This window comes from Komagataeibacter sp. FNDCR2 (genome assembly GCF_021295395.1).
GTDB lineage: Bacteria > Pseudomonadota > Alphaproteobacteria > Acetobacterales > Acetobacteraceae > Komagataeibacter.
Map to the genome: position 1 here is coordinate 2,061,898 of NZ_JAIWOU010000001.1, position 12,319 is coordinate 2,074,216.

The following is a 12,319-nucleotide window of genomic DNA, read 5'->3' on the forward strand; positions in this document are numbered from 1 at the left end:
ATGCGGGACACGCGAGCCCCTGGACCATTTTTCAGAAATGCTGGTGCTTGGTCCAGCCTTCCATCGTCTTGCCCGGTGCGCAGCGCAGGTCCATCTCGACTTCCAGGCCCGCATTCAGTTCCGCGCCCAGCAGCACGACATAGGCCGAAACGTAGAACCACATCATGATGGCGATGAACGCGCCCAGCGGCCCGTAGGTGACGCTGTATCCCGACAGGTGGCTGACGTAATAGGAAAACCCCGTCGAGCAGATCAGCCACAGCACCGTCGCCCCGACCGAACCGGGCAGGACGCAGCGCCAGTAGGTATGGGGCCGGTTGGGTCCGAAGCGGTACAGCAAGGAACACAGTGAAAGCACGAACAGCAGCATGAGTGCCGGCCCCCCCATGCGCACCATCAGCTCCACCGAACCGCGTGGCGGGGCGACTTCCAGCCGCTGCGGCAGGTAATCCAGCAGGAACGGCAGCGCCACCATGAGCGCAAGGGTAAGGATCCCCCCGCAGATGGAGCAGAACGTCAGCGCCATGCCCATGACCTGGAAGCGCACGAAACTGCGTGTTTCCGGTGTGTTGTAGGCCACGTTCATCGCCATGATCAGCGAGCGTGTCGCCGCCGAGGCCGACCATGTGGCGATGGTGGTCGATATGATCAGGTTCAGCGTAAGCGAGGAATGCGATTCCGCCACCAGCAGGTGGATGCGCGCGCCGATTACGTCATAGGCGGAAGGCGGCAGCAGGTTGCGCAGCACCACAAGCTGCGGTTCCACCGTCTGGGGGTCGAACAGCAGGCCATACAGGGAGATGAGCGTGCTCATGGCCGGAAAAAGCGAAAGGGTGGCGTAGAACGCGCAGCCCGCCGCCGCCAGCGTGATCTGGTCGGATATGATGTTACGGGCGACCAGGCGCAGCACTTTCCTGACCTGCTGCATGGAAAATTCAGGCAGCGGCGGAGCTTGCGGGGGGATGTCCGTCATGTTGATCCGGGTAGAGGGTGATCCAGCCAATGCGGGCTTCGTGTCCTGTGGGGTGTTGGTGGCGGGCACGGGCCGGCGGGCGGGCCGCCGTGTGGGTATTGTGCCACGGTGGACCCATCCTAGATGAAAAACCTTTCGCAGGGATGATTTTTCTGTTGCGTCACGCGCGTATTGTCCGCATATGCGCTCCCTACGCAACAACGCACGTGCCACTGGCCCTCTGAGGTTACGCAACGACGTCAAGCGTTCTGGCAATCGGGCCGCCGCGCAGGCGGGGGTCCTTATTGGTCGCTGGTCCGTTAGACCGTTTCGCAACATCTGTCCGTTTGTGCAATTCCAGAATTGTATTCATCGGGCGGCAGTACAGAAGGGATTTGGGTGCGATGACTCCCAAAATCGCTCGTTATCTGGTTGAGCAGTCTCCTGCTACGCCTTGCCTTGTCGTTGATGTAGACCGGGTGGAAGAACGCTATCGCGCCCTGCGCGAGGCCCTGCCGCTCGCGCGCATCTATTATGCCGTCAAGGCCAACCCCGCCCGTGAGATCCTGACCCGCCTGGTGGGTCTGGGCTCGGCGTTCGACGCCGCCTCGTGGGAAGAGATTTCCATGTGCCTCGACGCAGGCGCGCGCCCGGCGGATGTCTCATTCGGCAACACGGTCAAGAAAGCCTCCGCCATTGCCCGCGCGCACAAGGCCGGGGTGGACATGTTCGCCTTCGACTGCGCGGAAGAGCTGGACAAGCTGGCGCGTCACGCCCCCGGCTCGCGCGTTTACTGCCGCCTGATCGTGGAGAATGAAGGCGCCGACTGGCCGCTGTCACGCAAGTTCGGCACCACGCTGGACAATGCGCGCGACCTCATGCTGCGCGCGCGTGACCTGGGGCTGGACCCCTATGGCCTGTCCTTCCACGTTGGCAGCCAGCAGACGGCGACCGGCGCGTACGAGGCGGCGATCGCCCGCGTGGGCATGCTGTTTACCGACCTGAAGGCGGCGGGGCTGGACCTGCGCATGGTCAATCTGGGCGGTGGGTTCCCCATCCGCTACCGTGACGACGTGCCGGGTATCGATCGCTTCGCGCTGGCGATCAGCCACGCGATGACCGAGCATTTCGGCAATGACCTGCCGGAAATGATTGTCGAGCCGGGGCGCTTCATCGTGGGGGATGCGGGCGTGGTCTCGTCCGAGGTCGTGCTGGTCAGCCGCCGTGGCATCGATGACGGGGTGCGCTGGGTCTATCTGGACATCGGGCGTTTCGGCGGCCTGGCCGAGACCGAGGGCGAAGCCATCCGCTACGGCATCCGCACCGCGCATGACGGCATGGAAACCGGCCCGGTCGCCATTGCCGGCCCCACCTGCGATGGCGCGGACATCATGTACGAAAAGACCCCCTACGCCCTGCCGCTTGGCCTGGAGTCGGGGGACCGGATCGAACTGCTCTCCACCGGGGCGTACGTATCCACCTACTGCTCGACCGGGTTCAACGGCCTCCGCCCGCTTGAGGAACATTATATCTGACACCGCGTATCCGGAACGGACGCGCGCACGACAGGGCGGCGGGACGAAGGTCTTGCCGCCCTGCGTGTATCTGGGGAATACACACCGCAGTCCCATCAGCGCCGGAGGTGCCTGCCCGTGTCCTTTTCCACACTGCCACGCATGCTGGCCGTTGCCGCCATCCTGTCAGGCGCGGGGGGAATGGCGCGGGCTTTCGCCGCGCCGGTTCTGGTCCAGGCCGAACCGGCGGCGGGGCGGACGGTGGCCGCGGGCAATGTCGCGTTCAGGCTGTCATTCGATAGCGTGATCGACCCCTTCCGTGCCCGCCTGCTGCTGCTGGGGCCGGACGGGGCGCCCCGCCTGCTGCCCGCGTCGCCCGTTGATGACGAACAGCACGCCATTTCCACAACCACGGCCCTGACGCCGGGGCACTACGTCCTGCACTGGCGCATGCGTTCGCGCGGTGGCGATACGGGAGAGGGCGCGTTGCCTTTTGACGTGGGCGCGCCGTCCGCCCCGGCCCCCGCGAAACCGGGAACACCGTAAGGATCCGGCGCGGCGGGCCTATTCCACCGCCGCGCGCAGTCCCGCCCCCGCTGCGAGCGGGCACAGGGGAATCGCCCCGGCAAGAAACGCCCCCAGCAGTTCCAGATCCGGCCCCCATGACAGGCCGGTCTGTGCCGCATCAAGGGCCGCCGCGCCAAAAATGAGCGCGGGCGTGGTCAGCGGCAGCACCAGCAGCGGCAGCAGCACGCCGCCCCGGCGCGCGCCCAGCACCACCGAAGCCGCCATGCCGCCAATCAGCGACAGGATGAGCGTGCCCAGGAACAGCCCCGTCAGCAGTACCACCATGCTGCTGCCCGGCATGCCCAGCATGATGGCCAGTGGCCCCGCCGCCAGCAGCAGCGGCAGGCCGGTCGTCAGCCAGTGGGCCATCATCTTGGCCAGCGCGATCAGCGGCGCGGGCAGTCCGGTCATGAGAAGCTGGTCAAGCGACCCGTCCTCCAGTTCCGAACCGAACAGACGGTCCAGCGGCAGAAGGGCGGCCAGCAGCGCGCAGACCCATACGATGCCCGGCGCCATGCGGCGCAGCAGTTCGGGCGAGGGACCAAGGGCGAGCGGAAACAGCGCGCCCGCCAGGATGAAGAACAGCACCGCGCCCAGCGTATCCGCCCCATGGCGCAGGGCAAGGCGCAGGTCGCGTTCCAGGATGGCCACGATGAGGGAGGGAATCCGGAATTTCACAGCAGGTCATCCTCGGGAAAATCCTCCATCGGTTGCGGAATGTCGGATTCGTTCAGTCCGGGCAGGGCCAGCGTCCGGGCATTGGGCAGGGGCAGGGGAACATGGGTTGTTGCGATCACGATTCCGCCAGCCCGCCGATGGGCCGCAAACAATGTGCCAAGCAGGTCCATCGTGTTGATATCCAGGCCCAGGCTGGGCTCGTCCAGCAGCCATAGCGGGGCGCGCGCCAGCAATACCCGCGCTAGCGCCGCGCGGCGTTTCTGCCCGGCGGAAAGCATGCGCGCCGGAAGATCCGCCAGCCCCAGAATATTGAGTGATTTCATGCATGAATCGGGATCTCCGCCCCCCGATCTGGCCGCCAGCGTCAGGTTTTCACGCAGTGTCAGGCCCGGCTTCAGCGCGTCCTGATGGCCCAGATAGGCCACGCGGCTGGCATGCTCGCTGCGGTCGGCCAGCGTATCCACACCCGACCACAGCACATGGCCGCCTTCAGGTTTGCGCAGGCCCGCAAGCACACGCAGCAGGGTGGATTTTCCCGCGCCGTTCGGCCCGGTCAGAAGCAGGGCGCATCCTGCCTCCAGCGTGAAGCCGACCCGATCCAGAACCAGCCGTTCACCGCGGAAAACCGAGATATTCTCCACTTCCAGCACAGGGGGGCCGGGGGGGGTAATGGCAGGAATGACGGAAATCCTCCAATCGGTGGGTCAGGGGGGGAGGGATGCAAAAAAACACCTGCTCCCGCTTTCTTGTTACCGGCTCCAGCTTGTGTCGCAACCGCGTCCGGGTATGTTCTACCCCCGTTGGGAGATCAAGCCGGTTGTCCCCGGCAAGGTCGTTAACCCCGCACCATGGAAACAGGCCGCGGGGACACGGTCACAGGGGACGATCCGTTGCTGACGCCTCGGAGGAAACAAAGCCAATGAAGACGGTTGGGCACGACTCACTGAAAACGGGCCGTACACTGAATGTGGACGGCAAGACCTATCATTATTTCTCAATCCCGGAAGCGGAAAAGACAATCGGTTCCGTGGCCCGCCTGCCGGTCAGCCTGAAAGTGCTGCTGGAGAACGTGCTGCGGTTCGAGGACGGGCATTCCTATACGGTCGAGGACGCCAAGGCCATCGCCGGATGGCTGAAGGAAGGGCGCAGCACCAAGGAAGTGCCCTTCAAGCCCGCGCGCATCCTCATGCAGGATTTCACCGGCGTTCCCGCCGTGGTGGATCTGGCCGCGATGCGCGACGGTATCCTCAAGCTCAAGGGCGACCCGCAGAAGGTGAACCCGCTGGTTCCCGTCAACCTCGTGATCGACCACTCGGTCATGGTGGACGTGGCCGGCACGCCGGACGCCCTGCAGGACAACGTCACCATCGAGTTCGAGCGCAATGGCGAACGCTACGCCTTCCTGCGCTGGGGCCAGGAAGCGTTCGAGAACTTCTCCGTCGTGCCGCCGGGCACGGGCATCTGCCACCAGGTGAACCTTGAATATATCGCCCAGGCGGTATGGACGGCGCATGTGGGCGGCAAGGACTATGCCTATCCCGATACGCTGTTCGGCACCGACAGCCACACCACCATGGTCAATGGCATGGGCGTGCTGGGCTGGGGCGTTGGCGGGATCGAGGCGGAAGCCGCGATGCTGGGCCAGCCGATCGCGATGCTGATCCCCGATGTGATCGGCTTCAAGATGACGGGCAAGCTGCCCGAAGGCGCGACCGCCACCGACCTGGTGCTGACCGTGACCCAGATGCTGCGCAAGAAGGGCGTTGTCGGCAAGTTCGTCGAGTTCTTCGGCCCCGCCCTTGACCACCTGCCGGTTGCCGACCGCGCGACCATCGCCAACATGGCGCCGGAATATGGCGCGACCTGCGGCTTCTTCCCGGTCGATAACCTGACGCTGGATTACCTGCGCCAGACCGGCCGTGACGAACACCGCATCAAGCTGACGGAAGAATACCTGAAGGCGCAGGAAATGTTCCGGCACGCCGATTCGGCGCACCCGGTCTTCACCGATACGCTGGAACTCGACCTTGCCACCATCGTGCCGTCCATCGCCGGGCCCAAGCGCCCGCAGGACCGTGTCGTGCTGAAGGGTGCGGACAAGGCGTTCGAGACCGAGCTGACCGGGAACCTGGGCGTGCCCGTGGCCGACAAGGACAAGAAGGCGAAGGTTGCCGGCACCAATTACGAGATCGGCCATGGTGACGTGGTGATCGCGGCCATCACCTCGTGCACCAACACCTCCAACCCCGCCGTGCTGATCGCGGCTGGTCTGGTGGCGAAAAAGGCGCGCGCGCTGGGCCTGAAGCCCAAGCCGTGGGTCAAGACCTCGCTCGCACCGGGATCGCAGGTGGTGACCGACTACCTGAACCGCGCCGGGCTGCAGGCGGAACTGGACGCGATGGGCTTCAACACCGTCGGGTACGGCTGCACGACCTGTATCGGCAACTCCGGCCCGCTGGAAGATCACATCGTCGATGCGATCGAGAACAACAAGCTGGTCGCGGTGTCGGTGCTGTCGGGTAACCGTAACTTCGAGGGGCGCATCTCCCCCAACGTGCGCGCCAACTACCTGGCCAGCCCGCCGCTGGTGGTCGCCTACTCCCTGCTGGGCACCATGCGCGAGGACATCACGACCACGCCGCTCGGTACCTCCAAGGATGGCAAGCCGGTTTACCTGAAGGACATCTGGCCGACCAACCACGAGATCGCCGCCCTGATCGGGTCCGCGATCACGCGTGAGGAGTTCATCAAGCGCTACAAGCACGTAAGCCAGGGCACCAAGGAATGGCAGGCGCTGAAAGTCGCCACCGGTTCCGAGACCTATGCGTGGGATTCCAGCTCCACCTACGTGCAGGATCCGCCGTATTTCCAGGACATCACCCCCGAGCCCAAGCCGCGCGGTGATATCATCGGTGCGCGCATCCTGGCGCTGCTGGGTGACAACATCACGACCGACCACATCTCGCCCGCCGGCGCGATCAAGGAAAGCTCGCCCGCGGGCAAGTACCTTGAAGCCCATGGCGTGGCGAAGAAGGACTTCAACTCCTACGGCTCACGCCGTGGCAATGACCGCGTGATGGTGCGCGGCACATTCGCCAACATCCGCATCAAGAACGAGATGCTGCCCGGCACCGAAGGGGGCGTGTCCAAGCACTTCCCGGATGGCAAGGAAGGCTCGATCTACGATGTCGCGATGGAATACAAGAAGGAGAGCGTGCCGCTGGTCGTCTTTGGCGGCAAGGAATACGGCATGGGTTCCTCGCGCGACTGGGCGGCAAAGGGCACGCTGCTGCTGGGTGTGCGCGCCGTGATCGCCGAAAGCTTCGAGCGTATCCACCGTTCCAACCTGGTGGGCATGGGCGTCCTGCCGCTGCTGTTCGAGGCGGGCACCACGCGCAAGACGCTGGGCCTGAAGGGGGATGAAACCATCGAAATCCGCGGTCTGGACAAGATCACGCCGCGCATGACGATGACGATGACCATCACCCGCGCCGATGGCTCCAAGCAGGACGTACCCCTGCTGTGCCGTGTCGATACGCTGGACGAGGTGGAATATTTCCGCAATGGCGGCATTCTCCAGACCGTGCTGCGCGGCATGACGAAGGCGGCCTGACCTTACGGCCTGTTCCGGCTCCGGCCGGAACCAAATGACAGAACGGCGGTCCGTATCATACGGGCCGCCGTTTTTTTATAGGAAAGCATCTATGCACATACAGCATAGGTACCGTTGCGTTACGCACATATCCGTGGTGCCTTTTCTCTGTATTGTGTATAAATAAGATGCCGTCTAAAGCCACGTTAATGTAATAACATGTCCGGATGTGATGGGGCCTCATGGATCTGCTTTCTGCTTTGCACAGCTTTGTCCGTGTAGCGGCGACGGGGTCATTCTCTGCCGTCTCGCGGGAGACAGGAGCCAGCCAGCCCACCATTTCACGCCATATTGCCCTGCTTGAGGCCCATTACGGGGCCACCCTGTTCGCGCGTACCACCCGCAGCCTGATGATGACGGAAGACGGGCGCAGCCTGCTGCCGCATGCCTATGAAGTGCTGGAAATTCTTGAAACGGCGGAAACGGCCCTGGGCCGCCGCCGGGCTTCGGTTTCCGGGCTGGTGCGGCTGGGGGTGACGACGGCGTTCGGCCTGTACCTGACCAGCCGGCTGGACAAACTGCTGGAAGAGCATCCGGACCTGTCGGTTGAACTGGTCATGCGCGACGGGTTTGGCGACCTGGTTGAAGAGGGGCTGGATCTCGCCATTCGCATCGGGTCCATTGCCGAAGGTTCCCTGATCGCCCGCCGCCTGGGCTCCGTGCATCGCTGCGTGATCGCCTCGACCGATTATCTGGCCCGGCGTGGCACGCCCGAACATCCGCGCGACCTGCTCAATCACCCCTGTATCGCCTACAGCTATGGCGGAACGCGCCAGGACTGGCAGTTTACCCGCAAGGGGGAGGGAGAAACCACGGTTGCCGCCAGCGGCCCCTTCCGCGCCAATAGCAGCGAAGCGGTATTGCAGGCGGTGCGGGCCGGGCTGGGCATCGGCCTGCTGCCCGCGTTTCAGGTCGAGGAGGATCTGGCGGCCGGGCGGCTGAAATGCCTGCTGCCGGAATGGACGATTCCCGAACTCCCCTTCTATGCCGTGCATACCGGCCCGCGCACGCTGCCGCTGCGAACCCGCACGGTTCTGGACTTCCTGATCGAGATTTCGGACGTACTGCGCCAGGGCTGAGGACTATTTCAAATAGTCCCCTCACGAAACACCCTGTAAATCAGAAAAAAGTTTCAGGAACCGCCGCCGTTTTGAAAAAAGCTGGTTCTGATCGACCAGTACATTCAGTCCAGCGGGTTGGCCTGTCCCGGCAGCGGCGCGGCGGGGTCGCGCGCGAGGCGGGCACGTTCTTCCTCATTCGTGGCCAGCATGTCGCTGTGGAAGCCGTCATGCATGACCTGCGCCCAATCGGCGATCCATGTATCGGTGCGCTTTACAAAATCACTGGCGGCAGGCTGCTGGGGTAGCATTTCCTTGGTCCAGTCCTGCGGGGAGCGCAGGGCTCTCGTACTGTCGCTGTTGACCGGGTTGAGGAAGATGGTCACCGTCTCGACATTGACGTTATGGTCACCGGCGGGGGTGCTGTAGCTCCATCCGGTTTTCAGCAAGACGGGCGGAAGGACAAAGCCTTCCTCCTTCAGCCGGTTGGCTATGACCGCCGTGCGGTTGATGGAGGAGGGATAGACCGCGGCCGTGAACCAGCACTCCATCGCCGGCGGGTGGGCCGATATCACGCGCGACATGAAGTTGCGGTCATCGTGGCAGCTCGTATCGATGGCGGCGATGGCCGTTTCCGGCACGGGCTGGATGCTGCCTTCCGCCCCGATCAGGCCGGTCACGACATGGCCGTCCACCCGGACCAGAATATTTTCCAGCACTTCGCCATGCGGGCCGTTGATGACGTTCATGACCGGATGCCACGTACCCGCCGGCAGCGGCAGGATGCGCCCGGCAAACGGGATCGACTTTGTCAGGCGGTCGGTTATGGGCATCATGGTCACGATGCCCTCTCCCCCGCCATCGCCATTTCCCTCGCCCGCCGCCGTTCCGGCGGGGGGCGTATCGGTCATGCCCAGCCTGTTGTGGATGTTCGTGGCGACATGCCCCAGCGCGGGTATCAGGCGCTTGAGGTAGGCGGGCGGGAATATGACCGTCAGCAGCCCGAAGGGCACGATCAGATACAGGCTCCACCGCCACAGCGGCGCGCGACGCCATAAACGCGAAAAAGCAGACATTCAGCAGCCCATGCCGTTCATCTGGCCGGTCCCCGCGACCGTGGCGGAAAAACAGGTCGCCACGCCAGAGACCAGTGGCAGGAAACGCGACATCACGGCCATGGGTCAGGGCGTGCCCCGGGCGCGCCGGGCTTCGCCGTCATCCGCGATCTGGACGACCACCCCGTCTTCATCCGTCACCACGCGCACCAGCTTGGCGCCCTGCTGGCGGGCGGTTATCAGCGAGTCGCTGATCATGTCCTCGATGGAGCGGGCCAGATCGCGCGCGCTGGCGGCGGGGCCCATGCGGTCCTGACGCCGCATGACCTGGAACAGAAGGGCGGCGTCGATACCGCCCGTTTCCACCTTCAGGCCATAGCTGTCGATCATCGTCTCGATCTCGAGTGCCGCCACACGGGCGATGTCGAGTCCCTCCAGCGGACGGAACACGAAAATACGGTCCAGGCGGTTGAGCACTTCCGGGGCGAACCCGGCCTGACGCAGGGCTTCGACCGACTCGGCGCGCATCTTGTCCGGTTCATCCGCCAGCCGGTCCGCGATCTCGGACAATGCATCGGTGGCGATGTTGGACGTCAGGATGAAGATGCTGCGCACGGTCGAGATCTGCTGCCCCGTGGAGGCCTCGGTCACGTGTCCGTCATTCCATGCGGTCAGGAATTTCTTGAAGACATCCGGATGCGCCTTCTCGATCTCGTCCAGCAGCACCACCGCATCGGGCTTTTCCTTCAGCCCGCCGGTCAGCTTGCCGTAGGTGTCCGAGCCGACATACCCTTTGGGTGAACCGAAAAGCTGGGTCGCGGCGTGGGGTGAACTCATCTGCGTCATGTCGAAGTTGAGCAGCGGGCGGTCAAGCTGGCGGGCAAGCTGCTTGGCCAGGTACGTCTTGCCGGTGCCCGGCGGCCCCGCCAGCAGGAAAATCCCCACCGGCTTGCCACGGACCTGCAGCGCCATGCGCCGGCGTAGCTGGGTGGCCACGTCCTCGCACACCTGGTCCTGACCGATCACGCGCGCGCGCAGGCTGGCGGCCAGCTCCTCCGCGTCGATCACGGTTTCCTTCTGTTCGCGCGCCAGCATTTCCTCCAGCGCGCTGCGATTGGTCAGCCTGGCGAGTACGTCCATCATCCATCCCCGTCTGCGTCGGATTCCCTTGCGGGCCAGTTTTTCGGCCCGGCTCTCGAACCAGAGCCCGGCCAGTGCCAGCAGGGCGCTGCCCGCGGCCAGGACCGGATATGCCGGGGCACACCATTCCATGAAATGCCGCACGCTGGCGAGCGAAAGATGCAGGGCCATCGCCGCCTGAAAACTGCCCAGCACCAGGAAGATGACCATGAAGAGCGGCACCAGCCGTTCCATCAGCAGTGGGTAGAGCGGCTTCATTGCACCACCACCGCGATCACGATTTCCGTATTGCGCGTCAGGACCGGCAGCGCCGTCGGCCCGGGCACGAACACGGCCCCGGCGTGGATTCCCGCCGGGCCCGGATCCCCTGCCGCGGTGACACTTACATTCCCCGCGATGCGGATGGGCAGGATCACGCTTTTGGGCTGCGGGCCGAGATGCACCGTCTGGACCAGCCCGAGGGACTGCACGTTCACGACTGCGCCGCCACCCATCATGTCATACATCGGCATATCCGCCAGAACGACTTCCCGCCGCCGCAACGCCGCCAGAATCTCGGTCTGCTGTTCCGGGGTGTAGGAAGTCTGGCGCAGCATTTCCGCCGCCCGGTCGGGGGCGATCATGGGCATCTGGCCCATCATGTCCGGCCGGTTCTGCACCGGGGCGTTCAGTTGCAGGTGGCCGTTGTTGTCAGTGCCGCGCCCCCCGGCTTCCGCCGCCATGGGCGCGGTCTGGCCGGCATTGCCGTTTTCGCGCGCGGCCATGAAGCCCCCCGTGCCCAGCCCGCCGCCCGCCACCACGGCCGCGATCAGCCCCACCACGACCAGCCTGCTGCGGCCGGCCGGGCGTTCACTGCGTTGTTCCCGTTCGGGTTCCGGCGGTGAGGGCAAGGGCGTCATGACCGCATAATGTGGGGCAGGCGACGGATAAGGCAAGACGATAAGAGAGAGGAAATGTAACGCAGCCGCCTGCATATATTCCTTGCGGTCGGGGATGGCGTGACTTATGTTATACACAATTCCTTCATCTCTGGTTTTTTCTTTGGGGGGTGGCCGCAGGGCTGCCTTTTTTGCATTGGACGCTGATCTGCCTTTCCTGACGGGCCTTGACGCCCGCATCGCCGCGATGATCGCGCCCGCGCTGGCCGACATGGGGTTCGACCTCGTGCGCGTGGCGGTGCTGGGGCGTGAATCGCCCACGGTACAGATCATGGCGGACCGGGCCGATGGCTCGCTCATCACCATCGAGGACTGCGAACAGATCAGCCATGCGGTCGGCGCGATCCTGGATGTGGATGACCCGCTGCCGGGGGCGTGGACGCTGGAAGTCTCCTCCGCCGGGATCGACCGGCCCCTGACACGTGTCAAGGACTGGGAGCGTTTCGCGGGCCACCTTGCCCGCGCCGAGATGAACATGCCAATCGACGGCCGCAAGCGTTTCGCCGGGATCGTGATGGGCGCGCGCGATGGCCATGGCCTGATGCGGCTGGATGATGGCACCGAGGTTTCGCTGCCTTTCGCGGATATGCGCAAGGCGCGACTTGTCCTGACGGACGAACTGATCGAGGCGAGTGCGCGGATGATGCAGCCCGCACCCGCCAGCGAGGAAAACGGGCCGGAGGAAGCACATTCCCCGGCTGGAACGCAGAAGGCCAGTGGCAGGCCCGGCCGCAAGCCGGCGCGCAAGGCCAACTGAACGATGTT

Annotated in this window: 11 protein-coding genes; 5 read left to right on the forward strand and 6 right to left on the reverse strand. The window is 64.5% G+C overall.

The genetic code is table 11. From position 1 onward, the window contains the following. Positions 1 to 31 precede the first annotated feature (31 nt). Positions 32 to 973, reverse strand: coding sequence for a YihY/virulence factor BrkB family protein (locus LDL28_RS09815; RefSeq protein WP_233058378.1), 942 nt, complete (start codon positions 971 to 973; stop codon positions 32 to 34). 383 nt (positions 974 to 1,356) lie between these two features. On the opposite strand from LDL28_RS09815, the gene LDL28_RS09820 reads away from it, so the two are divergent. Together LDL28_RS09820 and LDL28_RS09825 are read left to right on the forward strand one after the other, a co-directional pair. Then, positions 1,357 to 2,487 (forward strand): type III PLP-dependent enzyme, encoded by a 1,131-nt coding sequence (locus LDL28_RS09820; protein WP_233058379.1) that lies wholly within the window; start codon positions 1,357 to 1,359, stop codon positions 2,485 to 2,487. Between the two features lie 117 nt (positions 2,488 to 2,604). After that, positions 2,605 to 3,012, forward strand: coding sequence for a copper resistance CopC family protein (locus LDL28_RS09825; RefSeq protein ID WP_233058380.1), 408 nt, complete (start codon positions 2,605 to 2,607; stop codon positions 3,010 to 3,012). Positions 3,013 to 3,030: 18 nt separating this feature from the next. Here LDL28_RS09825 and ccmB read toward each other — a convergent pair whose 3' ends face one another. Both ccmB and ccmA read right to left on the reverse strand, forming a co-directional pair. Continuing rightward, complete coding sequence (gene ccmB / locus LDL28_RS09830; RefSeq protein WP_233058381.1) at positions 3,031 to 3,711, reverse strand: heme exporter protein CcmB; 681 nt, start codon at positions 3,709 to 3,711, stop codon at positions 3,031 to 3,033. Then, complete coding sequence (gene ccmA, locus LDL28_RS09835; protein WP_233059260.1) at positions 3,708 to 4,352, reverse strand: heme ABC exporter ATP-binding protein CcmA; 645 nt, start codon at positions 4,350 to 4,352, stop codon at positions 3,708 to 3,710. The genes ccmB and ccmA overlap by 4 nt, the downstream gene beginning before the upstream one ends. A gap of 278 nt (positions 4,353 to 4,630) precedes the next feature. Here ccmA and acnA point away from each other — a divergent pair, with 278 nt between their 5' ends. Together acnA and LDL28_RS09845 are read left to right on the forward strand one after the other, a co-directional pair. Next, positions 4,631 to 7,324 carry an aconitate hydratase AcnA gene (acnA, locus tag LDL28_RS09840; RefSeq protein WP_233058382.1) on the forward strand — a complete coding sequence of 898 codons (2,694 nt, stop codon included), beginning with the start codon at positions 4,631 to 4,633 and terminating at the stop codon, positions 7,322 to 7,324. A gap of 221 nt (positions 7,325 to 7,545) precedes the next feature. After that, positions 7,546 to 8,442, forward strand: coding sequence for a LysR family transcriptional regulator (locus LDL28_RS09845; RefSeq protein WP_233058383.1), 897 nt, complete (start codon positions 7,546 to 7,548; stop codon positions 8,440 to 8,442). 104 nt (positions 8,443 to 8,546) lie between these two features. On the opposite strand, the gene LDL28_RS09850 is transcribed toward LDL28_RS09845, so the two are convergent. The 3 genes from LDL28_RS09850 to LDL28_RS09860 form a co-directional block, all read right to left on the reverse strand. Next, a complete protein-coding gene (locus tag LDL28_RS09850; protein ID WP_233058384.1) occupies positions 8,547 to 9,497 on the reverse strand; it encodes a hypothetical protein in 951 nt (316 codons plus the stop codon). A gap of 105 nt (positions 9,498 to 9,602) precedes the next feature. Next, positions 9,603 to 10,874 carry an AAA family ATPase gene (locus LDL28_RS09855; protein WP_233058385.1) on the reverse strand — a complete coding sequence of 424 codons (1,272 nt, stop codon included), beginning with the start codon at positions 10,872 to 10,874 and terminating at the stop codon, positions 9,603 to 9,605. Next, complete coding sequence (locus LDL28_RS09860) at positions 10,871 to 11,515, reverse strand: hypothetical protein (protein WP_233058386.1); 645 nt, start codon at positions 11,513 to 11,515, stop codon at positions 10,871 to 10,873. Before LDL28_RS09860 ends, LDL28_RS09855 begins: the two co-directional genes overlap by 4 nt. 175 nt (positions 11,516 to 11,690) lie before the next feature. Here LDL28_RS09860 and rimP point away from each other — a divergent pair, with 175 nt between their 5' ends. Continuing rightward, positions 11,691 to 12,311, forward strand: coding sequence for a ribosome maturation factor RimP (gene rimP, locus LDL28_RS09865; RefSeq protein WP_233058387.1), 621 nt, complete (start codon positions 11,691 to 11,693; stop codon positions 12,309 to 12,311). Positions 12,312 to 12,319: the final 8 nt, after the last annotated feature.